Genomic DNA, 21586 nt, shown 5'->3' with positions numbered 1-21586 from the left:
GTCCGTCACGGTCGGTCTAACGAAGGTGCCCCCCGTGAGTGACGGGTCTTCGGGTCCGCTATAGTTAACGCGTCTCGCCGCCTTAGCTCAGTCGGCCAGAGCGGCTCACTCGTAATGAGCAGGTCATCGGTTCGATTCCGATAGGCGGCTCGGTGAGATGAAAGGCCCAGGTCAGGCTTCCTGACCTGGGCCTTTTCTTGATGCAGGGGATGCGCTCTGGCGCGGTTCTGCAGTCCAACTCATGACGAGCGCCCGTGATCGCCAGACGTGGTCAGTACGTCGGCGTCCTGCTCGGTGAACACCCCGACCTTCTCTGATCGCGAGAGGCGGCACGGGCTCGTCGGCAGCGTTCGGCAGGCGCTTCGGAGACCGCCGAAGGTCGATCGTGGTTGCCGAGCGGAAGCGGCGGGATCACCGGCAGCTCTTGAGGCTGCCTCAAGCCTGGCTGTAAGACCCTGATCGGTCGTATCCGACGTACCAGGTGCAGACGTGGCAATCAAAGACAACGCTGGCCTCCTGCAAGCAGCAGGAGGCCAGCGCCTTCTAAGTACATAACGTAACCACAGCGGTGTGGCCCATCCCGAAGGATCACCAGGGACCGATCAGCAGTCTTCGGTGGATATCCTAACCCCGTGCCGCGTTCTGGGAAACGCTCGGGCACCTCGAGGTGGTCTTGCGCAACGCGCTTGCCACTCAGTTGCAGGCACGTCACCAGCTCAAAAACCATCCCGGACACTCGTGGCTCGACGACATCCGGAGGGAACTCGACCAGCGTGCACGCGACGACATCGCGACTGCTCGCAGCCGCGTGCACATCAAAGGCAAGCCAGCCAGCGATGGCCAGACCATAGCCGAACTCAGCTTCGGGTTCTGGCGGTTCCTGCTCGCCAAGAAGTACGCGACGACACTCTGGCCAGACCTCGCAGGGGCGTTCCCCCACGCCCCCAACCGTTCACGCGCCACCATCGAGAAGCCGATCAAGTCGCTGCACGACTTCCGCAACAGGCTCGCGCACCATGAACCGGTTTGGAACAAGCCGCTGACCGCGAGACAGCACGAGATCCACACCGTTCTGGACGCCATCGATCCCGCGCTGCGGGCCTGGGTGACCAAGAACTGCCGCATCTCAGCGCTGTTGCAAGGCTGCGTTTTCCTTCGGCCGTACCCATGAAGCTCACGCAGGACAGACTGGTCAGGTAGCGGGAGACGCGCAGCTCGCGAGCGCGGTCTCCAAAGCGGACCGTTCCGCCGGAGTCACCGTCATCCCGTAAGCCGCCTTCACCGTCACGTAGATCCGCCCGTAAGAGCACGCATAACCCGCGTTGGGCGGCATCCATTCGTCCGGTGTCTTGTCGCCCTTCGACTGGTTCACCTTTCCCGACACGGCGACGAGGTTGCGCAGGTCGTTGGCCGCCGCCACGCGCTGTTCGGGTGTCCACGCCGCCGCGCCGCTGCGCCACATCGCCGCCAGCGGCACCACGTGGTCGATCTGGATCTTCGACGTGCCGGAGATCTGCGTGCCGGTGTACGGGTCGTCGAGCGTGCCGGACTGGACGCCGCAGCGGCCGGGTTTGCGTTCGACGTTCGTCAGGTCGCGGGCGAGGACCTGGCTGCGTTGGTCGCAGCCGTCGCCGTCGGTGTCGAACCACGGCTGGCCGAAGACGCACGCCTTGCCGTCGTCGCAGTCGCGCACGTAGCCGTCCATCCGGCCGGGTGCGCTCACCGGCAGCGCGGCCAGGGACGCGCGGGCCGTCGCGGCGTCGAGGGTTCCCTGTGGCACCCGGTCCACCTGGGCAGTGGTGGTGGCGGGCAGGGGGAACGCGGAACAGCCGGTCAGCAGGAGGATCAGCAGCAACCACCGCATGGGCCGGGGATACCCGTCGTGACCGGCGCCGATGGCCGCCCAACGGCGTAACCGCGTGCCTTCGTTCGCCAGACGGGTTCGTCACGACGCGAGTGGCAGACTGCCGCGCATGAAGCCAGTCGCGGCGGTTGCCGCCCTGCTCCTGCTCGTCGCGTCCTGCAGTACGAGCGAACCCGAGCTGCCGCCGGTCGAGCTGCCGCCCTCCGGAGGGAAGTTCGACTACCAGATCGGCGGGGCCTACCAGCCGGAGGCGCGGGTCAAGATCGTCGTGCGGGACCGGAGCAAGCTGCCGGTCGGCGACCGCTACAACGTCTGCTACCTCAACGCCCTGCAGACGCAGCCGGACCCGTTGGACGGCAGCCTCAGCTGGTGGCGGGAACACCACGACGACCTGCTGGTGAAGACCCCCGGCGGCGAGCCGGCCATCGACCCGGAGTGGGACGAGGGGATTCTCGACATCTCCACCGCCGAGAAGCGCGGCAGGATCATGGAGATCCAGAAGAAGTGGATCCAGGAGTGCAAGACCTCGCGCTTCCAGGCGATCGAGGCGGACAACCTCGACTCGCACACGCGCGCTCACGGGGCGTTCGACATCAACGCCACCAAGGAGTACATGAAGGACTTCGTGCGGCACGCGCACGAGCACGGGCTCGCCGTGGCGCAGAAGAACGGCGGCGAGCTGGGTGACTCCGGCCGCAAGTACATCGGGTTCGACTTCGCGATCACCGAGGACTGCCAGGCCAACGACGAGTGCGGGCGGTACGCGGAGGCGTTCGGCGACCGGGTCTACGAGATCGAGTACACCGACGAGGCGTTCCGGAAGTCGTGCTCCGACCGCGGCGGCAGGGGTTCCGTGATCCGCCGCGACCGGAACGTGGTGCCGTACGGGCACCCCGACTACGTCTACGAGTCCTGCGCGACGACCTGAGCCAGGAACGCCTGCCACTTCTCGGCCTGGCCGGTGGCGTCGCCGAACAGGTGGTGGCCGACGGCGTGGGTGCCGTGGAACCGGTACAGGCCGTCGGTTCCACGCACGCCGAGGAAGCGGTGCTGGTCGTCGTCCACGAGGTAGTCGACGACGCCGGAGACGCCGATCGGTTCGAGGGTGACCTCGTCGCCGGGCTTCGCGTCCTCCGGCACGCCGAGGGCGCGCATCAGGGCGGACCAGTCGCCCGCGCCCTCCGGTGCCTGCGCGAACACGTAGGTGCCGGGCCTGCCGGGGAAGTACCGGACGTACTGGGCGAGCGTGAACAGGTACATGTCCCAGCCCTTCGACTGCTGGGCGACGAACTCGTCGCCCCAGCCGTCGGCGAGCACGCCGCTGTGCACGAACCGCAGCACGGTCGAGCCCTGGTCGCGGCCCTCGACCAGGTACTCCATCGCGTGGAACGTGCCGTCCTCGCCCTTGTCGCTCTCGTAGGCGAGGCGCTTGCCCGGCTCCCAGGCGGTGATCGTCGAGGACTCCTGGAAGAAGCCCAGGTCGAGCGTCATGCGCCCGCCGAGGCGTCCGTCGACGGTGTGCGGGCCCATGAACCACGAGTCGATGCCCGGCCCCGTCGCGATGGCGTCCCAGACCTGCTCGGGAGTGCCTTCGACCTCGACTTCCTTGCTGATCTCGAACTCGCGGGTCACGACTCGTCCTCCTTGGCCGGTGCTGCGCTCGGGTGCAGGGCGACGACGACTCGGTGCGGGCGCCCTCCTTCTGCCTGTTCGTCGTGGTACTTGGAGACGAGGTGGGTCACGCAGGTGGCGAGCTCCTCGGCGAACGCGGCGCGGTCGGCCGCGCTCGCGAACCGGATCTCGCCGTCCAGCGCGAAGGTCGCGAGCCGCTTCTTCGCCTTGGCCGCCCCCGTGATCAGCGTGCCGACGTCGCTCACCAGTCTGGCCGCGACCGCGAGCAGCCACCGCGCGGACAACCGGTCGGGTGACCGCGCCGGGTCGGGCTGCACGGCCGCGAGCGCGGTCGGGGAGATGACGTAGGACGCCGCCGTCGCCTGCAGCAGGCGTTCGGTGACGTTGCCCTTGCGCCGTTCCTCGACGAGCTCCACCAGGCCGTGCTGCTCCAGCGTGCGCAGGTGGTAGTTCACCTTCTGCCTGGGCAGGCCCACCTTCGCGGCGAGCATCGTCGCCGATCCGGGTTCTGCCAGCTCCGCGAGCAGTCTCGCCCGCACCGGGTCCAGCGACACCTCGGCCGCGGACGGGTCCTCGATCACCGCCACTTCGAACATGGACCCACCGTCGCACCGAAAACAAAATTAGTCAAGAACTGAGTTGCTGTCGGTGACGCTTGCTCCAGACAGGTGGTGTTGCGAGCCGGAACGTAAGCGACGTCTCAACTGGTCGTTACTCCATCCGCACCCCTCGCGAGGAGAAGCACATGATCGAGATGCTGGTCCTGACCGTGTCGGCCATGCCGTTCGCCCTGGTCGCGGCCCGCGTCGGAAGACGCAGGTGGGTGCGCAAGCGGGGCGTGGCCAGAGTGCGGGCGGGCCTCACCGGTTTCCACGCGGAGCTCGCCCGGCAGGGCCTCCATCACTTCCCCGGACGCTGAACCACGCCGCCGACGGGGGAGATCCGGGTGACGACGTCGCCGTAGCGGTCCATCAGCCCGCCGGTGACGGTCTCGGGCGTGCCGACGACGCAGAACTCGTGCAGCACCTCGTCCGAGACCAGCTCGGTCATCTCCGCCCACCGCTGCCGCCGCGAGAGGCGGTGCAGGTCCTCGTGCAGCTCGCCCCAGCCGTGCAGGTCCAGCACCGGCCGGTACGCGGGCGTCGAGCCGTAGAACGCGATCTGGCGCCTGACGTCGGCGATCTCCTCGTCGTTCGTCGCGGTGAACACCGGACCGCTGATCTCGAAGCCCTCCAGCGTCTTCCCCGCCTTGGCGCGTCCGCGTTCCAGCGCCGGCAGCGTCACCTCGCGCAGGTACCGCTCGGTCGTGAAGTTGTGGCACAGGAAGCCGTCCGCGACCTCGCCCGCCACCTCGGTCATCCGCTCGCCGACGCCCGCGAGGTAGATCGGGGCGGTGCCGTGCGGGTTCGGGCCGGGGTCGAAGAACGGCGTCATCACCGTGTGCGTGTAGAACTCGCCGCGGAACGCCAGCCGCTCGCCGGTCTCCCACGCGTGCCAGATCGCCCTGACCGCCAGCACGAACTCGCGCATCCGCGCGGCGGGCCTGCTCCACGGCATGGCGAAGCGCTTGGTGATGTGCGCCTCGACCTGCGAGCCGAGCCCGAGGTTGAACCGGCCGCCGGTGAGCAGCCGGAGGTCGTTGGCCGTGACCGCGACGGTCATGGGGTTGCGCGCGAACGCCACCGCGATCGCCGTGCCCAGCTCGATCCGGCCGGTCGCGGCGGCGGCACCGGCCAGCGCCAGGAACGGGTCGTGCTTCGTCTCGGCGAGCCAGAACCCGTCGTAGCCGCGGTCCTCTGCGCTCTTCGCGAGGGTCGCGGCGTCGGCGGGGGTGTAGTCGACGGCGCTCGTGTCCAGCTTCATGCGCCAGAGGTTAGGAGGGCCGGGAACCACGTGGGGCTCAGCGGTACCTCGACTCGCACGCGATGCCGTTGCGGTTCTGGTCCAGCTCGACCCGGTAGCCCGGCTGTCCCCAGAAGAGCGGCGCCGCACCGGCCCGGCGGGCGTCGTCGCAGGTCGCGTAGAAGACCGGCGGCGGCTTGGGCGCGGTGGTCGGCCGCTTCGTGGTCGTGAGGGCCGGCGCGGGAGCGGGCGGTGGCGGCGGGGGAGGCGGAGGTGCCTCGGTGACGTCCTTGCCGCCGCACGGCGGGCCCCACAGCCCCAGCGGGACGTTCTGGGCCACGGCCTCGGCCTCCGCCTGCGCCTGCGTCGGGGAGCCGGCGGTGCGGCCCGCGCCGTTGCCCAGCGCGAGCAACGCGTAGTCGGTGCCGTCGGTGAGGGTGAGCGCGCCGGTGGTCCGGTCGAAGCGGACCTGCTGGTTCAGCAGCATGCTGGAGGCGAAGCGGGTGGCCGCCTCCGCCCAGCACGGACCCGGCGCGGCCAGGCCGCCGACCTCGGCCTTCGTGCCGTCGGAGAGCACCACGGCGCGGCCGTCGACGATCGACGCGACGATGAGCGGCGCAGGGGAGGGCGGGGCGGACGCGGTTGTCGAGGCCGGTACGTCCCCCGCCGGTTTCTCCACGGCGACGGGCCTCGACTGCTGCACTTGAGCGGCGCACCCCGCGGTCAACGCGACCAGCAGGACACCGCCCACCGTTCTCCACCCCGACATGGCCCCGAATGGTGCCGCAGATCGGCGGTGTGGCCAAGGTTACGTATTCGACCAGGGCCGGTTCACCGGTAGACCGAACCGAAATACGGGGACGCGCCGTTCAGCGCACCGGCTTCAGCGTCCAGAGCACGGTCATCTCGCCGGTCGTCACGCCCTCGGCGTTCGTGATGGTCACCGTCACCGGGAACTCGGGCCGCACGCCGGACTCCAGTTCGGCCAGGACCTCCTCGGCGGCGCGGCCGAGCACTGCCTCGGCGCGCACGACGCCCATGGCGACCTTCTTGTAGGCGATCTCCGCGCGGACGGCGAGCGGGGTGGCCTTGCCGAGGTGCTCGGCGAACGAGGCCATCACGACGGCGCCGGACGCGGTCTCGGCGAGTCCGAACATCATCGCGGCGTGCGGGCCGCCGATGTGGTTGCGCAGTTCCGGGTCGTCGGGGAGCGAGGCGATGACCCGTCCGGCCGAGACCTCCTCGAACTCGATGCCCGTCGTCTTCACGTACGGCACCGCCTGCTTCATCGCCTCGGCGACGAACGAAACGTCCTGGCTCATGGGACGGATGCTACCGGCGGGTAACACCTGGGGCTACCCGCCGGTAACAACTCACCCGGAGTGCTCGTACCACTTCGCGCCGGAGTGAGAGCTGAAACTCACTTGCGCATCGGCCGGTCCGGATGGATGCTTGTATCTAGCAACTAGTTGGGTGCTACAAGCAACGAGGTGTTTCTCATGGTCGATCCGAGCAGCTGCACGGGTGTCGATCCCGAGCACGAGCTCGCGGATCGCGTGGGTGTGGCGATGGTGCGGCTGAACAAGATGCAGGCCCAGATGTCGCACCAGATGGCCAAGCACGGCATGGACAAGTCCGCCTTCGTGCTGCTCGCGACGCTCTCCGGTCTCGGGGAGTGCCGCTCGAGTGTGCTCGCGGAGGCGGTGCTCTCCGACCCGTCCACGGTGAGCCGGCAGGTGGCCGGCCTGGTGAAGGACGGGCTCGTGGAGAGGCGAGCTGATCCGGCGGACGGCCGAGCCAGCGTCCTCGCGGTCACTCCCGAGGGGTTCGAGCTGATCAAGAGCCGGCGCCGGCAGCGCAACGAGGCCATCGAGTGGTTGTTCGCCGACTGGCCCGAAGAGGACTACAAGAACTTCGCGGAGCTGTTCGAGCGCTTCGTCCAGGACTACGAGCGGGCGATGCCCGTGTACTGGAACGAGCGCGCGACGGTGAACCGCACCGGAGGGGAAAGCTAGAGATGTCACAGACGACCGACGCGGCGGCACCCGCGCCAGGGACCTCCCTGACGCACCGCCAGATCCTGACGGTGCTGTCCGGCCTGATGCTGGGCATGTTCCTCGCGGCGCTGGACCAGATGATCGTCGCCAGCGCCATGAAGACCATCGCCGACCAGCTGCACGGCCAGACGGTGCAGGCGTGGGCGACCACCGCCTACCTGATCACCGCCACCATCACGACCCCGTTGTACGGCAAGCTGTCCGACATCTACGGGCGCAAGCCGATGTACCTCGCGGCGATCACGCTGTTCCTGGCGGGCTCGCTGCTCGCGGGCATCGCGTCGTCGATCTACGAGCTCGCCGCCTACCGCGCGGTGCAGGGCCTCGGTGCCGGTGGACTGATGTCGCTCGCGTTCGCGATCATGGCGGACATCATCTCGCCGCGTGAGCGCAGCAAGTACGCCGCCTACTTCATGGCCGTGTTCGGCTCGGCCAGCGTGCTCGGCCCCGTCATCGGCGGCGTGTTCGCGGGCATGGACTCGTTCCTCGGCATCACCGGCTGGCGCTGGGTGTTCCTCGTGAACGTGCCGATCGCGCTGGTGGCGCTGTTCGTCGTGGGCCGCGTGCTCAACATCCCGCACCAGCGGGTCGACCACCGCATCGACTTCGGCGGCGCGATCGCGCTGACCGTCGGCCTGGTGCCGCTGCTGATCGTGGCCGAGCAGGGCCGCGAGTGGGGCTGGGCGTCGGCGACCTCGCTCGCCATGTACGCGATCGGCGTCGTCGGCCTGGCCGCGTTCGTCTGGGTCGAGAGCCGCATGGGCGACGAGGCGCTGCTGCCGATGAGGCTGTTCCGCAACCACACGTTCGCGCTGGGCAACGTCATCAACTTCGTGCTCGGCATCGGCATGTTCGGCGGCATGGTCTCCATCCCGCTGTACCTGCAGATCGTCAAGGGCGTCTCGCCGACGACCGCGGGCCTGATGCTGCTGCCGATGACGTTCGGCATCATGCTGGCCACCGGCATCTCCGGCAAGATCACCTCGCAGACCGGCCGCTACAAGGTCTTCCCCATCATCGGCGCCGGGCTGATGGCGATCGGGTTGTTCCTGTTCAGCACGATCGGCACGGACACGCCGACCTGGCAGACCATGATCTACATGTTCGTCATGGGCGCCGGGCTGGGCCAGAGCATGCAGACGCTGCTGATCGCGATCCAGAACGACTCCGAACCGCGCGACATGGGCGTGGCGACGTCGTCCGCGACGTTCTTCCGCCAGATCGGCGGCACGGTCGGCACCGCGGTGTTCCTGTCGATCCTGTTCACCTCGGTCGGCGACAAGATCGCCGACGGCCTGCGGTCCGCGCTGCAGACCGAGGCGTACCAGGCCGCGCTGGCGCGCAACCCCGAGTTCGCGCAGTCGCTGCAGAACGGCGGGTCCGGTGTGGACATCAACAACACCGAGTTCCTCAAGACCCTCGACCCGGTGCTCGCCAAGCCGTTCCTCGACGGCTTCTCCAGCGCGATCGACCTGGTGTTCTTCACCGGCGGGATCGTGATGGTCGTGGCGTTCGTGCTCGTGTGGTTCCTGCGCGAGAAGCCGCTGTCGACCAGGTCCGGCCTGGAGCGGGTCGCGGACGCGGAGACGATCGCGGTCTGACCCGTACTCACCCCGAACACGAAGAAGGCCGCTCTCCAAGTGGAGGGCGGCCTTCTCGCGTGCCGTTCAGTGGTGCACTTCGCCGTTGGCCTCGGCGTCCTTCAGGCGCTGGTAGGAGCGCTTGATCTCGGCCTCGGCCTCGGTGCGGCCCACCCACGTGGCGCCCTCGACGCTCTTGCCGGGCTCCAGGTCCTTGTAGACCTCGAAGAAGTGCTGGATCTCCAGGCGGTCGAACTCCGCCAGGTGGTGGATGTCGCGCAGGTGCTCGTGGCGCGGGTCGAACGCCGGCACGCACAGCACCTTGTCGTCGCCGCCCTTCTCGTCGGTCATGCGGAACATGCCGATGGCGCGGGCGGCGATCAGGCAGCCGGGGAACGTCGGTTCCTGGACGAGGACGAGGGCGTCCAGGGGGTCGCCGTCCTCACCCAGGGTGTTCTCGATGAACCCGTAGTCCGCCGGGTACTGCGTAGACGTGAACAACGTGCGGTCGAGGCGGATGCGACCAGACTTGTGGTCCACCTCGTACTTGTTGCGCACGCCCTTGGGGATCTCGATCAGGACGTCGAACTCCACTGGTCCTCGCTCATGTAGCCCATTCGTGACCCCACTAGTGTGGACCACGACGCCCTGTCAACCCTCATCGGAGCCGTGGCCCGAGGGTGTGAGATTGCCCGTACCGAGCAGACGGAGGACCTCTTGCCGGACGAGCCCCAGTGGCCGACCGAGGACGACGACACCGAGTCCTCCGGAGCGTCTTCCGCGGCGACGGTGCAGGTCAGCCGGACGTCCGTGGACCAGCCGACGATGCGGCTGCCGGTCGCGGCCGTGCTCTCGGCACCGTCCACACAGGAGCCGCCGCGGTCTTCGCCGGTGCGCGGGAAGTCCGAGGGCGGTGCGGCGGAATCCGGCGCTCGAAATGGCGAACCCGGCTTCCGAAACGGTTCAGAAAAGCGTTCCGGTGGCCTCTCGGGTGAAAAAACGGGTGGGAAGTCTCACGGCCCGGTTGCTCCGGAAGCAGGCCAACCTCGCGCCGAGTCCGGGAACGCGGCCGAGTCCGGGAACAGGACAGTCGAGCTGAACACCCCCGAACCGCCGCGCGCGACGCCCGTGCGCGTGCAGGGCGGCCGCCGGCAGCCGGCGGCGGTGGTCGAGCCGGAAGGCGACCGGACCCGCGTGGTGCGCCAGACGGACGTGGCCAACGCGAAGACGGCGCGCGTCGACCAGTTGCCCATGGGCGGCGAGCAGTCGTGGTTCGAGCAGCCCAAGCAAGACCTCCCGCGCCCGGACCAGCGTCCCGAACCGCGTCAGCAGCCCCCACGCCCGGACCAGCAGCAGCGCCGGGAGCAGGGGGCCGCCGCGACCATGCGCGTCGACCAGCTCCAGCGCCAGGACCAGCCCCGGTCCGACCAGCAGCGGCCGCCGCAGCAGCGTCCAGAGCCCCAGCAGCACGAGGACCTGCCCGTCACCGGCTACGACCAGGAGCCGGAGGACCGCCTCTCCGCCGAGGAGCCGAAGAAGAACCGCAAGCCGCTCCTGGTCGGGCTCGCCGTGCTGGTCGTGGCGGCGCTCGCGGGCGCCACCCTCTACGCGGTCGCCCGTCTCGACGGCTCGGCGGCGATCGAGACGCGGCCTCCCGCCGCACCGGCCGCCGTGCAGCCGCTGGTCAAGGAGGCCACCGCGGGAGCACCGGCACCGACCGCGGCCGGTGTGCGGCAGGCGCTCGCGGGTCCGTTGGGCAACGCCGCGCTCGGCACGCTCACGGGCAGCGTCGTCGACCCCGCGAACGGCACCCCGCTGTGGCAGGCGGGCGACACCACGCCCGCGACCCCGGCGTCGAGCCTCAAGATCCTCACGGCCGCCGCGGCCCTGCTCAGCCTGGACAAGACCGCCCAGCTGAGCACCAAGGTCGTGCAGGGTGCCGAACCCGGCACCGTCGTGATCGTCGGCGGGGGCGACCCCACGATCTCCGGCGTGCCGGGACGGTCCGTCTACCCCGGTGCCGCGACCCTCGACGACCTGGTGAACCAGGTCAAGCAGAAGGGACCGGTCACCAAGGTCGAGTTCGACCTCAGCCGCTACACCGGCGAGGCGCTCGGGCCGCAGTGGGAGCAGGCCGACATCGCGGGCGGCTCGGTCGCGCCGATCGTGCCGTTCATGCTCGACGGCGGCCGGGTCGACCAGGCGAACATCAACGGCGCCCGCACCGGCAGCCCCGGCCAGGCGGCGGCCGACGCGTTCGCGCAGCGCCTCGGCGCCCCCGCGGCCACCGCCGGGACCGCCCCGGCGGGCGCGCAGGTGCTCGGCGAGATCAAGTCGGCGCCGGTCGAGCAGCTCGTCGACAACATGATGCAGATCTCCGACAACGTCCTCACCGAGGCCATCGCCCGCGAGATCGCCATCAAGACCGGCAACGAGCCGTCGTTCGCGGGCGGCGTGAAGGCCGTGCGGGACGTGCTGGGCAAGCACGGCTTCGACCTCACCGGCGCGAGCTTCGTGGACGGCAGTGGACTCTCCGCCAGCAACAAGATCCCGGCCAAGCTCCTCACCGACGTCCTCGCCGTGGCGGCGGAGCCCACCCTGGACGACCAGCGGACCGCGATGCTCCGCCCGTTGCTGACGTCGCTCCCGGTCGCGGGCGGCAGCGGCACGCTGGCCGGTCGCTACACCGGTGCCGCGGCGCAGGGCAAGGGCTGGGTGCGCGCCAAGACCGGCACGCTCACCGCCGTGAACGCGCTCGCGGGCGTCGTGGTCGACGTCGACGGGCGGGTGCTGGTGTTCGCGTTCATGTCCGGCAGCGACCGCAACCCGGAGACAGAGGTGCGGCCCGCGCTCGACGCGCTGGCGGCGGCGTTGCGAGGCTGTGGCTGTTCGTAGCGGGGCGTGCGCAGGTAGCGTCGGAACCGTGAACGGCGCGACGGAGGCAGAGCTCGGCCCGGTGGACTGGGAGCTGGCGGTTTCGACCGCCGTGAAGCTCGTACGACCAGGCCCGGTGATCGGCAAGGACGAGGCCGACCACGTCGTCGGCAGGCTTCGCGAGCTCGCTCCGCAGGCCGAGGTGCACGTCAGGGAGCTGACCGGGCTCGGGCAGGGGCTGCCGCTGCTGCCGGGTGAGGTCGTCGACCGTCCCGCGTGGGTCAGGGCCGCCGCCCAGGGCCTCGCCGCGCTGACCGGTCCCGGCATGACCCGCCCGACCGGTCCGATGGCGAGCATCCTCGCGGGCACGGCCGGAGTGCAGGCGGGCGTGGTGATGGCGTTCCTGTCCTCGCGGGTGCTCGGGCAGTACGACCCGTTCAGCCCGCAGGACCAGCTCGCCGGGCGGTTGCTGCTGGTCGCCCCGAACATCGTCGGCGCACAACAGGCGCTGGACGTCCCGGCGGACGACTTCCGCATGTGGGTGTGCCTGCACGAGTGCACGCACCGGCTGCAGTTCACCGGTGTGCCGTGGCTGCGCGGGTACTTCTCCGACCAGGTCACCGCCCTGCTGTCCGCGATGGACGAGGAGCGGGCGCCGCTGCCGGACGTGATCCGCGACTTCCGGCAGAAGCTGCGCGAGGGCGACGGCCCGATGAGCCTGATCGACCTCATCCAGTCGCCGCAGCAGAAAGCCGTGCTGGACCGGCTGATCGCACTGTCCACTTTGCTCGAAGGCCACGCGGACCACGTGATGGACGCGGTCGGTCCCGGTGTGGTGCCGTCGGTCTCGACGATCCGCAGCCGCTTCACCGCGCGCCGCAAGGGCGGCGGCCTGCTCGACCGGGTGCTGCGCACTGTCCTCGGCGTCGAGGCGAAGGTCCGCCAGTACGCGGAGGGCGCCGAGTTCACCGAGTACGTCGTGGAACGCGTCGGCATGGACGGCTTCAACGCGATCTGGACGTCCGCGGACACCCTGCCGACCCGTGCGGAGATCGCCGACCCGATGAGCTGGCTGCGCCGCGTGGCACCGTGAACGGACCGGTCGCCGAGATCAGGACGGCCGTCCGCAGGTTCCTCGACGAGGTGCGCCCGGACGCCGTCACCGTCGCCGTCTCCGGCGGCGCGGACTCGCTGGCACTGGCCGCGTGCGTGGGCAGGCTGCTGCCCGGCGCGTCCGCGGTCGTCGTCGACCACCAGTTGCAGCCGGGCTCTGCCGACGTGGCGCTGCGCGCGGCCTCGCAGTGCGCGGGGTTCGGCCTCGTGGCGCGGGTGGAGACGGTCACCGTGTCCGGCACGGGCGGCCCGGAAGCGGCAGCCCGCAAAGCCCGCTACGACGCGTTGAGACCGGCACGCGGCATCGTGCTGCTCGGCCACACCCTCGACGACCAGGCGGAAACCGTGCTGCTCGGCCTCGGCCGCGGCTCCGGTCCGCGCTCGATCGCGGGCATGCGCGCCTACGACCCGCCATGGGGCCGTCCACTGCTCGGCGTCCGGCGGTCCGTCACCCGCGCCGCGTGCGCCGAGCAGGGCATCGAGGTGTGGGAAGACCCGCACAACACGGACCCGTCGTTCACCCGCGTGCGTCTGCGCACCGAGGTGATGCCGTTGCTGGAGGAAGTGCTCCAAGGCGGCGTCGCGGCGTCGTTGGCCCGCACGGCCGCCCAGCTCCGTGAGGACTGTGACGCACTCGACTCCCTCGCGGAGGCGTTCAGCGGAGACTGCTGCGCGGTCGACGACATCGCCGAGCTGCCCGTCGCACTGCGACGGAGAGTGCTCAGGTCGTGGCTCATCGAGGAAGGCGTGCCGGAACTGTCCGATTCGCACCTGCGCCGCGTGGATGCCCTGGTGAGTGAATGGCGCGGTCAGGGCGGTGTCTGGCTACCCGGCGGCTTTGTCGCGAGGCGCGCGCATGGCAGGCTCGTTGTGGAACCACAATCTTAAGCAGAGGGGACCTGTCCGTGTACGACGGCGACATCGCATCCGTGCTCATCACCGAGCAGGAGATCAGCGACAAGGTCACCGAACTCGCCAAGCAGGTCGCGGCTGATCACCCAGAAGGTGACTCCGACCTCGTGCTGATCACGGTGCTCAAGGGCGCCGTGATGTTCATGGCCGACCTCGCCCGCGCGCTGCCCGTTCCGGTGCAGCTCGAGTTCATGGCCGTTTCGTCCTACGGCTCCTCCACGTCGTCCTCCGGCGTGGTGCGGATCCTGAAGGACCTGGACCGCGACATCGCCGACCGCAACGTGGTGATCGTCGAGGACATCATCGACTCCGGGCTCACGCTCTCGTGGCTGCTGAAGAACCTGCAGTCGCGCAAGCCCCGCTCGCTGCAGGTGTGCACGCTCCTGCGCAAGCCCGACGCGGTCAAGGTCGAGGTGCCGGTGAAGTACGTCGGCTTCGACATCCCCAACGAGTTCGTCGTCGGCTACGGCCTCGACTACGCGGAGCGCTACCGCGACCTGCCCTACATCGGCACGCTGGACCCGAAGGTCTACTCGAGCTGAGTTGTCCACAGATCTGCGAACGGACGTTTCCGCAGGTCGTGGGGCGATAGAATGGCCAAGGGGCCGTCCCCCCCGGTGAGGGTGGGGGCTGCGCCTTGGCCATTTTCGTCAGACGGCTCCGGTCAGCAGTTCGGGCGGCACCGCCGCTGTGACACCGCGTCGAGCAGCACGCCGCGGATGTCCTCGGGGTTCTTCGCGTGGTACGCCTTGCCGCCGGTGGCGGCGGAGATCGAGCGCAGCGCGTCCATGTCCACCTCGTCGCCGAGTCCGACCATGATGATCGGCACCGGTTTCGCGGGGTCGGTCTCCCGCTTCAGGGTCTCGATCAGCGAGGCCGTGTCGATCGACGAGATGTCGTCGTTGCGGCCGTCGGTCATCAGCACGACCGAGTTGACCTTCGACGGGTCGTAGCCGGACAGCACGTGCCGGTAGGCGGCGAGGGTCGTGTCGTTGAGCGCCGTGCCGCCGCCGACGAGGGCGGTGAGCTGCGAGGCGCCCGCTTCCAGGCGCTTGCGTCGTGCGACGCCCGCGAGGGGTTCGCCCAGCGGGCCGAGCGGGACGAGCTCGATCCAGTCGTTCGGCGGCTTCTTGTCCGTGGAGAACGCCCAGAGGCCGATCTGGGTGGTGTCCGGGAGCATCGACAGGGCTGTCATGGACGCCTCGGTGGCGGCTTCCACGCGGGTCTTGCCGTCGCCGCTCTTCTCGACCATCGAGCCGGAGACGTCGATGACGGTCAGCATCCGCATGTCCAGGCTGATGGCGCCCCAGGTGCGCAGCAGCTCGGAGACCTGGTCGGCGTCCGGGGTCTCGATCAGCTTCACGTCGCCCGCCTGCACGCCCTCGACGTCGGTCGTCCAGTCGGCCGGCGCCGCGCCCTGCACGGTGCGGAAGCCCGCTTCGCCGAAGCGCTTCGCCGTGTCGGAGGAGCGGAGGACCTTCTCGAACTGCGCCGCTGCCTCGCCCATGCCGATCTGCTCGCTCTGGCGGGAGACCCTGACCAGCGGGTAGTCGAACGAGAGCGTGCCCTCCTTCGGCGGGGCGCCCAGCACGACGTTGTCCTTCGCCGCGCGGTTGTTGGCCACGACGGACTGCTCGGTGGCCGCGAACAGCGGTGCCTTCGCCGAGTCGGTGGTGACCTTGCCGAACGAGTCGCGCACCGACGGGACGGCGCTGCGGCCCACCCGCAGCAGGGTGCCGACGAGCTCGGGCTTGGGCGTGCCGTCGGGGTTGCCGAGCAGGGTGCGGATCACGAACAGGGAGGCGAGGCCCTCGGAGGTCATCGTCGGGTCGCTCATCGAGATCTGGACGTTGGGGTTGATGACGGTCGCCCACGAGACGGGCTGGACCGGGAAGCCGATCTTCGACATCGCCTGTTCCGAGCCCGCCATCACCAGGGGGCTGGAGGCCAGGGACGGCTTGATGTCGAGCTTCGGGGCCTCGGGACCGGTCTCCGCTGCCTGCCGCTGCGCCTCCGCCGCCCACATCGAGGAGTCGGGGATCCACAGCGAGTGGGGGTTGATCTGCGCGGTCGGGAGCTCGTTCGCCACGTCGGCGGCGTTGCGGGACTCGACCTGGACCTGGACGCACCGGCCGTTCACGACGGGCTGGGAGCGCTGGTAGTCCTGGGCGGCCGCGTTCACCACGTCCAGGGCGGCAGGGGTGACGGCTACCTTCAGCGGCAGTGCGCCGGAGCAGTCGGCGCCGCTGGTGACCCGCAGGGCCACCACCGTCACGCCGGCCGCCGCGACGACTCCGACCAGGGCGGCCACGGGCAGCGCCACCCTCCGGAACAAGCCGGGAGAAGTGTGACGTGCTGACATACGGTTACTTACCTTCGGTCGCGTGTTCACTCTTTCGAGTGGCGGGGAAACACTCGGTTGACAAACGAGGATGACATGGACCCACGAACGTAATGAGATGGCATGACCTGCGTCACTCGCCTGGACGGCGGTACTTGTTCCGGATGAACCAAAGTGCGTGAACATGCGTGGCAGGGGTCACGAGCGGGAACCCGGAACCGTCCTCGCCCGTTGGTTGCTCAGTACCCGACCAGCGGGCGGTAGGCTGGTCGGACGCGGTATGTGGGTCTTCCACTGCCCGACGCGCAAGTCAGGGAGGGTCGAGGCCGCCCGCCGGCCGTAAGTGCATGGACCGCAAGCGCCTGCTTCGCAACCCGCTGCTGTGGATCGCTGCGGTGTTGCTGCTCTACTTCGTCTTCACCGTGCTCTTCGACGACTCACGGGGCTACCACCAGGTCAAGACGTCCCAAGCACTCGCACAAGTGCGCGAGGGCAACGTCAAGGAAGCCACGATCGAGGACAAGGAGCAGCGTCTCCGGCTCACCCTCAAGGACGGGGCCTCGTTCGAGGGCAGCAACCGCCTGATCACGCAGTACCCCGCCAGTGCGACGGACGAGATCTTCACCGTCCTCGACGAGGCCGGCAACAAGCCGACGGTGGAGACCAAGGTCAGCCAGGAGTCGATCCTGATGCAGATCTTGATCTACCTCGTGCCGCTCGGCCTGCTGTTGCTGCTGCTGATGTGGATGATGAACAACGCCCAGGGCGGCGGCAACCGCGTCCTGAACTTCGGCAAGTCCAAGGCCAAGCAGCTGTCCAAGGACATGCCCAAGACGACGTTCGCCGACGTCGCCGGTGCCGAGGAGGCCGTCGAGGAGCTCGAGGAGATCAAGGACTTCCTCCAGAACCCCGGCCGCTACCAGGCGCTCGGCGCGAAGATCCCCAAGGGCGTGCTGCTGTACGGCCCGCCGGGAACCGGCAAGACGCTGCTCGCGAGGGCGGTCGCCGGTGAGGCCGGTGTGCCGTTCTACTCGATCTCCGGCTCGGACTTCGTCGAGATGTTCGTCGGTGTCGGTGCCTCCCGCGTCCGCGACCTGTTCGAGCAGGCCAAGCAGAACGCGCCGTGCATCATCTTCGTCGACGAGATCGACGCGGTGGGCCGCCACCGCGGCGCCGGTCTCGGCGGTGGCCACGACGAGCGCGAGCAGACCCTCAACCAGCTGCTCGTCGAGATGGACGGCTTCGACTCGCGCGGCGGGATCATCCTGATCGCGGCGACGAACCGGCCCGACATCCTCGACCCCGCCCTGCTGCGCCCCGGTCGCTTCGACCGCCAGATCCCGGTGTCCGCGCCGGACCTGAAGGGCCGCAAGCAGATCCTGAAGGTGCACTCGAAGGGCAAGCCCCTGGCCGCCGACGCGGACATGGACGGCCTCGCGAAGCGCACCGTCGGTTTCTCCGGCGCCGACCTCGCGAACGTGATCAACGAGGCCGCGCTGCTCACCGCCCGCCAGAACGGCACCACCATCACCGGTGCCGCGCTGGAGGAGTCGGTCGACCGCGTGATCGGCGGTCCGGCCCGCAAGAGCCGGATCATCTCCGAGAAGGAGAAGAAGATCACCGCGTACCACGAGGCGGGGCACGCCCTGGCCGCGTGGGCGATGCCGGACATCGACCCGGTCTACAAGGTCACGATCCTCGCCCGCGGCCGCACCGGCGGCCACACCCTCTCGGTGCCGGAAGAGGACAAGGACCTGATGACCAGGTCCGAGATGATCGCGCGGCTGGTGTTCGCACTGGGTGGCCGTTCCGCCGAGGAGCTCGTCTTCCACGAGCCCACGACGGGTGCGTCCAACGACATCGAGCAGGCGACCAAGATCGCCCGCGCGATGGTCACCGAGTACGGCATGAGCGCGCGGCTCGGCGCCGTGAAGTACGGGCAGGAGCAGGGCGAGCCGTTCCTCGGCCGCTCGGCCGGTCGCCAGGCGGACTACTCGCTGGAGGTCGCGCACGAGATCGACGAGGAGGTGCGCAAGCTCATCGAGGCCGCGCACACCGAGGCGTACGAGGTGCTCAACACCTACCGCGACGTCCTCGACGACCTCACGCTCGAGCTGTTCGAGAAGGAGACCCTGCACCAGAAGGACCTGGAGCGGATCTTCGCCCGCGTCGAGAAGCGGCCGCGCATCACCCAGTTCAACGACTTCGGTGACCGCAAGCCGTCCGACATCCCGCCGGTCAAGACCCCCGGCGAGCTCGCCAAGGAACGCGGCGAGCCGTGGCCGCCCGTCGTCGAGGACGCGATCGAGGAGGACCTGCAGCAGCAGGACGAGCCTTCCGCCGCGGAGCCGACGGAGGTGCTGCCGTCGCCGAACGGGACGAACGGCGTGCACCAGCCCGGCCAGCAGGGCAACCAGGCGGGCCCGCCGAACTACGGCGCCCCGCCCGGATGGACCCCGGCGACGGTGCCCGGCGGCAAGCCGCACAACGTCTGGGAGCCGAAGAAGCCGCAGCCGGACCAGGACGAGCGGCAGTGACAGAGCACGACCAGCTCGACGCGGACGCCGGTCTCACCCTCGACGGGGAGGCCGGCGTCTCCGCGCGGCGGGTCTTCGACCAGGCCCGCGCGGAGGCTGCGGTGCGCGAGCTGCTGATCGCGTGCGGTGAGGACCCGGAGCGCGAGGGCCTGCGCGAGACACCCGCGCGGGTGGCGCGCGCTTACCGGGAGTTGTTCGCGGGTCTGTACACGGACGCGGACGCGGTCCTCGCGAAGACGTTCGACGAGAGCCACGAGGAGCTCGTCCTCGTCACGGACATCCCGATGTTCAGCTTCTGCGAGCACCACCTGCTGCCGTTCCACGGCGTCGCGCACGTCGGGTACATCCCGAACGAGCAGGGCCGCGTGACGGGGCTGTCGAAGCTCGCCAGGCTCGTCGACCTGTACTCGAAGAGGCCGCAGGTGCAGGAGCGGCTGACGTCGCAGGTCGCGGACGCGTTGGTGCGCAAGCTCGAACCGCGCGGCGTGATCGTCGTGGTCGAGGCGGAGCACCTGTGCATGGGCATGCGCGGCGTGCGCAAGCCCGGTTCGCGCACGACGACCTCCGCGGTGCGCGGCATCCTGCGCACCTCCGCCTCGTCGCGGGCGGAGGCGATCGAGCTGATCAGGGGCCGGACGCGGTGAGCGGTCTGCCGCGTCCCGGCCGGTGCGTCGTGATGGGCGTGCTCAACGTGACGCCCGACTCGTTCTCCGACGGCGGCCGCTACCTCGACCGCAGGGACGCGGTCGCGCACGGCGTCGAGCTGCACCGGCGTGGCGCCGACATGATCGACGTGGGCGGCGAGTCGACCCGGCCCGGCGCCCGGCGCGTCGACGCCGACGAGGAGATCGCCCGCGTCGTCCCGGTGATCCGCGCGCTGGTCGCCGAAGGCGTGCCGGTCAGCGTGGACACGATGCGCGCGGCCGTCGCGGCGGCGGCGCTGGACGCCGGCGCGACGATCGTGAACGACGTGTCCGGTGGCCTCGCGGACCATGAGATGGCCAAGGTCGTCGCCGCCGCGGGCGTGCCGTACGTGCTCATGCACTGGCGTGGGCACAGCACGGAGATGGACGCGCTCGCGTGCTACGACGACGTGGTCGTAGACGTGCGTTCGGAACTGCTGCAACGGGTTGAGGCGGCGCTGGCCGCGGGCGTCGAGGAGTCGTCGATCGTGCTCGACCCCGGTCTGGGCTTCGCGAAGCTCGGCGACCACAACTGGCAGCTGTTGCAGCGCCTGGACGAGCTCGTCGAGCTGGGCTTTCCGGTGCTGGTGGGGGCGTCGCGGAAACGCTTCCTCGGCACGTTGCTCGGCGACCGTCCACCGGACGGCAGGGAGGACGCGACCGCGGCGGTGTCCGCGCTGGCCGCGTTCAACGGTGCGTGGGGAGTGCGGGTGCACGACGTCGACCGGTCGCTGGACGCGGTCGCCGTCGCCGGGGCGTGGAGGCGGGGACATGGCTGACCGGATCGCGTTGACGGGCCTGCGGGTCCGCGGCAACCACGGCGTCTTCGAGCACGAGAAGCGCGACGGGCAGGAGTTCGTCGTCGACATCACGCTGTGGCTCGACCTGTCCGCGGCGTCCCGCACGGACGACCTGACCCAGACCTACCACTACGGCGAACTGGCCGAGATGGCCGCGGCGATCGTCGGCGGCGAGCCGTACGACCTGATCGAGACGGTCGCGGGACGCATCGCCGACGAGGCCATGACCGACCCTCGGCTGCACGCGGCCGAGGTGACGGTGCACAAGCCGTCCGCGCCGATCCCGCTGCAGTTCGACGACGTGTCGGTGACGATCCGCCGGTCCCGCCGGCTGGCCGCGCCGCTGAAGGAAGAGAAGTGACCCGCGCCGTCCTGTCGATCGGCTCGAACCTCGGCGACCGGTTCGCGTACCTGCAGTCGGTCGTGGACGGGCTGCGGCCGTTTCTCGTGGCGGTGTCGCCCGTGTACGAAACGGCGGCGTGGGGAGTCGAAGACCAGCCGGACTTCCTGAACGCCGTCGTGGTCGTGGCGGCGGACGACGTCGACGAGTGGGGCTGGCTGCGCCGCGGCCAGGCGTTGGAGAACGCGGCCGGACGCGTGCGCGAAAAGCGTTGGGGCCCAAGAACTTTGGACGTCGACGTGGTCACGGTCGACGGCGTGACGTCCGAGCACCCGGAGCTGCTCCTGCCGCATCCGGGAGCACACGAGCGCGCGACGGTGCTGATCCCGTGGCTCGACGTCGAACCCGACGCGGTGCTGCCGGGGCACGGACCCGTTGCGGCACTGAAGTTTTCCTCCGAAGGTGTGCGACGGCGTGAAGATCTGGTGCTTTCGGGTGGGGTGAACTCGTGAAGTTCACCCGTCCGCGCGACCTGGCGTCCGTCGCGATCATCGCCGGAATCCTGGCCCACCTGGTGCTGCGGCTGTCCTACGACACGTTGCCGCCGTTGCCGTTGCTGGCCGGTTCGACGCTGTTCGTCATCGCGGTGGTGGAGGTCGTGCTCGCGTTCTCGTTGCGCGCCAGGATCGAGCGCCGCAAGGGAGCGCGTCCGGTGCAGCCGCTGACCGCCGCTCGTGCCGTCGCGCTGGCGAAGGCGTCGTCCGTGCTGGGCGCGTTGATGTTCGGCGCCTGGACCGGTCTGCTCGTCTTCGTCGTGCCCGTCCGCGACTCGTTCCCCGCCGCCTCCCACGACCTCGGCACCGCCGTCGTCGGGATGATCTCGGCGCTGGCGCTCACCGCGGCGGCGCTGTGGCTCGAACATTGCTGCAAGACACCAGATCAGAGCGGCGGAAACGAGATAGATACCCGGCCGTAGGTCTCAGTCCCATAACTACGCGGTACCGTAGTGCG

At 69.6% G+C, this 21586-nt stretch carries 23 protein-coding genes and 1 tRNA gene; 16 read left to right on the top strand and 8 right to left on the bottom strand.

Annotated features, from left to right (window positions below):
• The first annotated feature begins 76 nt into the window (after positions 1-76).
• Positions 77-150, top strand: a tRNA-Thr gene (locus tag BLT23_RS34285).
• 523 nt (positions 151-673) lie between these two features.
• Positions 674-1171, top strand: a complete 498-nt coding sequence (locus BLT23_RS34280; protein ID WP_143036141.1) for a hypothetical protein — start codon at positions 674-676, stop codon at positions 1169-1171.
• A 21-nt stretch (positions 1172-1192) separates the two neighbouring features.
• On the opposite strand, the gene BLT23_RS34275 is transcribed toward BLT23_RS34280, so the two are convergent.
• Complete coding sequence (locus tag BLT23_RS34275) at positions 1193-1864, bottom strand: HNH endonuclease family protein (RefSeq protein ID WP_090057744.1); 672 nt, start codon at positions 1862-1864, stop codon at positions 1193-1195.
• A gap of 109 nt (positions 1865-1973) precedes the next feature.
• On the opposite strand from BLT23_RS34275, the gene BLT23_RS34270 reads away from it, so the two are divergent.
• The gene (locus BLT23_RS34270) at positions 1974-2792 is read left to right on the top strand and encodes an endo alpha-1,4 polygalactosaminidase (RefSeq protein ID WP_176947061.1); all 819 of its coding nucleotides are present in this window, start codon (positions 1974-1976) and stop codon (positions 2790-2792) included.
• Here BLT23_RS34270 and BLT23_RS34265 read toward each other — a convergent pair.
• Positions 2768-3496 (bottom strand): SRPBCC family protein, encoded by a 729-nt coding sequence (locus BLT23_RS34265; protein ID WP_090057739.1) that lies wholly within the window; start codon positions 3494-3496, stop codon positions 2768-2770. The genes BLT23_RS34270 and BLT23_RS34265 overlap by 25 nt on opposite strands.
• A complete protein-coding gene (locus BLT23_RS34260) occupies positions 3493-4092 on the bottom strand; it encodes an ArsR/SmtB family transcription factor (RefSeq protein ID WP_176947060.1) in 600 nt (199 codons plus the stop codon). Before BLT23_RS34260 ends, BLT23_RS34265 begins: the two co-directional genes overlap by 4 nt.
• 149 nt (positions 4093-4241) lie before the next feature.
• On the opposite strand from BLT23_RS34260, the gene BLT23_RS41120 reads away from it, so the two are divergent.
• A complete protein-coding gene (locus BLT23_RS41120; protein ID WP_176947059.1) occupies positions 4242-4415 on the top strand; it encodes a hypothetical protein in 174 nt (57 codons plus the stop codon).
• Here BLT23_RS41120 and BLT23_RS34255 read toward each other — a convergent pair.
• From BLT23_RS34255 to BLT23_RS34245, 3 genes are all read right to left on the bottom strand, one after another.
• Positions 4397-5359 (bottom strand): TIGR03617 family F420-dependent LLM class oxidoreductase, encoded by a 963-nt coding sequence (locus BLT23_RS34255; protein WP_090057737.1) that lies wholly within the window; start codon positions 5357-5359, stop codon positions 4397-4399. The genes BLT23_RS41120 and BLT23_RS34255 overlap by 19 nt on opposite strands.
• Before the next feature lie 37 nt (positions 5360-5396).
• Positions 5397-6107 carry an excalibur calcium-binding domain-containing protein gene (locus BLT23_RS34250; protein ID WP_090057734.1) on the bottom strand — a complete coding sequence of 237 codons (711 nt, stop codon included), beginning with the start codon at positions 6105-6107 and terminating at the stop codon, positions 5397-5399.
• Positions 6108-6207: 100 nt separating this feature from the next.
• Positions 6208-6660: a DUF4442 domain-containing protein gene (locus tag BLT23_RS34245; RefSeq protein ID WP_090057732.1), complete on the bottom strand. Its 453-nt coding sequence runs from the start codon at positions 6658-6660 to the stop codon at positions 6208-6210.
• A 177-nt stretch (positions 6661-6837) separates the two neighbouring features.
• On the opposite strand from BLT23_RS34245, the gene BLT23_RS34240 reads away from it, so the two are divergent.
• Both BLT23_RS34240 and BLT23_RS34235 read left to right on the top strand, forming a co-directional pair.
• Entirely contained in the window at positions 6838-7353 is a 516-nt protein-coding gene (locus tag BLT23_RS34240; protein ID WP_090057730.1) for a MarR family winged helix-turn-helix transcriptional regulator, read from the top strand.
• A gap of 2 nt (positions 7354-7355) precedes the next feature.
• A complete protein-coding gene (locus BLT23_RS34235; RefSeq protein ID WP_090057727.1) occupies positions 7356-8996 on the top strand; it encodes an MDR family MFS transporter in 1641 nt (546 codons plus the stop codon).
• Positions 8997-9062: 66 nt separating this feature from the next.
• Here the strand turns inward: BLT23_RS34235 and BLT23_RS34230 are convergent, their stop codons facing one another.
• Entirely contained in the window at positions 9063-9569 is a 507-nt protein-coding gene (locus BLT23_RS34230; RefSeq protein WP_090057725.1) for an inorganic diphosphatase, read from the bottom strand.
• Between the two features lie 540 nt (positions 9570-10109).
• On the opposite strand from BLT23_RS34230, the gene dacB reads away from it, so the two are divergent.
• From dacB to hpt, 4 genes are read left to right on the top strand one after another with little or no spacing between them, the layout of a single operon-like run.
• The gene (dacB, locus tag BLT23_RS34225; protein ID WP_143036140.1) at positions 10110-11870 is read left to right on the top strand and encodes a D-alanyl-D-alanine carboxypeptidase/D-alanyl-D-alanine endopeptidase; all 1761 of its coding nucleotides are present in this window, start codon (positions 10110-10112) and stop codon (positions 11868-11870) included.
• A 28-nt stretch (positions 11871-11898) separates the two neighbouring features.
• The gene (locus BLT23_RS34220) at positions 11899-12942 is read left to right on the top strand and encodes a zinc-dependent metalloprotease (RefSeq protein WP_090057719.1); all 1044 of its coding nucleotides are present in this window, start codon (positions 11899-11901) and stop codon (positions 12940-12942) included.
• On the top strand, positions 12939-13850 hold the full coding sequence (gene tilS / locus BLT23_RS34215; protein ID WP_090057717.1) for a tRNA lysidine(34) synthetase TilS: 912 nt from the start codon (positions 12939-12941) through the stop codon (positions 13848-13850). Before BLT23_RS34220 ends, tilS begins: the two co-directional genes overlap by 4 nt.
• A gap of 17 nt (positions 13851-13867) precedes the next feature.
• Positions 13868-14416, top strand: a complete 549-nt coding sequence (gene hpt / locus BLT23_RS34210; protein ID WP_030477529.1) for a hypoxanthine phosphoribosyltransferase — start codon at positions 13868-13870, stop codon at positions 14414-14416.
• Between the two features lie 122 nt (positions 14417-14538).
• Here hpt and BLT23_RS34205 read toward each other — a convergent pair whose 3' ends face one another.
• On the bottom strand, positions 14539-16209 hold the full coding sequence (locus tag BLT23_RS34205; RefSeq protein WP_245744493.1) for a substrate-binding domain-containing protein: 1671 nt from the start codon (positions 16207-16209) through the stop codon (positions 14539-14541).
• Positions 16210-16562: 353 nt separating this feature from the next.
• Here BLT23_RS34205 and ftsH point away from each other — a divergent pair, with 353 nt between their 5' ends.
• Genes ftsH through BLT23_RS34175 form a run of 6 tightly spaced genes read left to right on the top strand, consistent with a single transcriptional unit; the run spans position 16563 to position 21551 of the window.
• Positions 16563-18752, top strand: coding sequence for an ATP-dependent zinc metalloprotease FtsH (gene ftsH / locus BLT23_RS34200; protein ID WP_090057712.1), 2190 nt, complete (start codon positions 16563-16565; stop codon positions 18750-18752).
• The gene (gene folE, locus BLT23_RS34195) at positions 18749-19396 is read left to right on the top strand and encodes a GTP cyclohydrolase I FolE (protein WP_090057709.1); all 648 of its coding nucleotides are present in this window, start codon (positions 18749-18751) and stop codon (positions 19394-19396) included. The genes ftsH and folE overlap by 4 nt, the downstream gene beginning before the upstream one ends.
• Positions 19397-19428: 32 nt before the next feature.
• Positions 19429-20214, top strand: coding sequence for a dihydropteroate synthase (gene folP, locus BLT23_RS34190; protein ID WP_090058171.1), 786 nt, complete (start codon positions 19429-19431; stop codon positions 20212-20214).
• The gene (folB, locus tag BLT23_RS34185; RefSeq protein ID WP_090057708.1) at positions 20207-20596 is read left to right on the top strand and encodes a dihydroneopterin aldolase; all 390 of its coding nucleotides are present in this window, start codon (positions 20207-20209) and stop codon (positions 20594-20596) included. Before folP ends, folB begins: the two co-directional genes overlap by 8 nt.
• Entirely contained in the window at positions 20593-21087 is a 495-nt protein-coding gene (folK, locus tag BLT23_RS34180) for a 2-amino-4-hydroxy-6-hydroxymethyldihydropteridine diphosphokinase (protein WP_090057705.1), read from the top strand. Before folB ends, folK begins: the two co-directional genes overlap by 4 nt.
• Positions 21084-21551, top strand: a complete 468-nt coding sequence (locus BLT23_RS34175) for a DUF3180 domain-containing protein (RefSeq protein WP_090057703.1) — start codon at positions 21084-21086, stop codon at positions 21549-21551. Before folK ends, BLT23_RS34175 begins: the two co-directional genes overlap by 4 nt.
• Positions 21552-21586 lie beyond the last annotated feature (35 nt).

The sequence above is a fragment of the Lentzea fradiae genome (assembly GCF_900100955.1).
Taxonomy (GTDB): Bacteria; Actinomycetota; Actinomycetes; order Mycobacteriales; family Pseudonocardiaceae; genus Lentzea; species Lentzea fradiae.
This window is presented reverse-complemented; position numbering and strand designations above follow the sequence as displayed.

Coding starts and splice junctions, on each gene's coding strand:
- BLT23_RS34270 (WP_176947061.1), top strand. CDS start 1,974: ATGAAGCCAGTCGCGGCGGTTGCCGCCCTGCTCCTGCTCGTCGCGTCC.
- BLT23_RS41120 (WP_176947059.1), top strand. CDS start 4,242: ATGATCGAGATGCTGGTCCTGACCGTGTCGGCCATGCCGTTCGCCCTG.
- ftsH (WP_090057712.1), top strand. CDS start 16,563: ATGGACCGCAAGCGCCTGCTTCGCAACCCGCTGCTGTGGATCGCTGCG.
- BLT23_RS34240 (WP_090057730.1), top strand. CDS start 6,838: ATGGTCGATCCGAGCAGCTGCACGGGTGTCGATCCCGAGCACGAGCTC.
- BLT23_RS34255 (WP_090057737.1), bottom strand. CDS start 5,359: ATGAAGCTGGACACGAGCGCCGTCGACTACACCCCCGCCGACGCCGCG.
- folP (WP_090058171.1), top strand. CDS start 19,429: ATGGGCGTGCTCAACGTGACGCCCGACTCGTTCTCCGACGGCGGCCGC.
- folB (WP_090057708.1), top strand. CDS start 20,207: ATGGCTGACCGGATCGCGTTGACGGGCCTGCGGGTCCGCGGCAACCAC.
- BLT23_RS34245 (WP_090057732.1), bottom strand. CDS start 6,660: ATGAGCCAGGACGTTTCGTTCGTCGCCGAGGCGATGAAGCAGGCGGTG.
- BLT23_RS34275 (WP_090057744.1), bottom strand. CDS start 1,864: ATGCGGTGGTTGCTGCTGATCCTCCTGCTGACCGGCTGTTCCGCGTTC.
- BLT23_RS34250 (WP_090057734.1), bottom strand. CDS start 6,107: ATGTCGGGGTGGAGAACGGTGGGCGGTGTCCTGCTGGTCGCGTTGACC.
- BLT23_RS34235 (WP_090057727.1), top strand. CDS start 7,356: ATGTCACAGACGACCGACGCGGCGGCACCCGCGCCAGGGACCTCCCTG.
- BLT23_RS34260 (WP_176947060.1), bottom strand. CDS start 4,092: ATGTTCGAAGTGGCGGTGATCGAGGACCCGTCCGCGGCCGAGGTGTCG.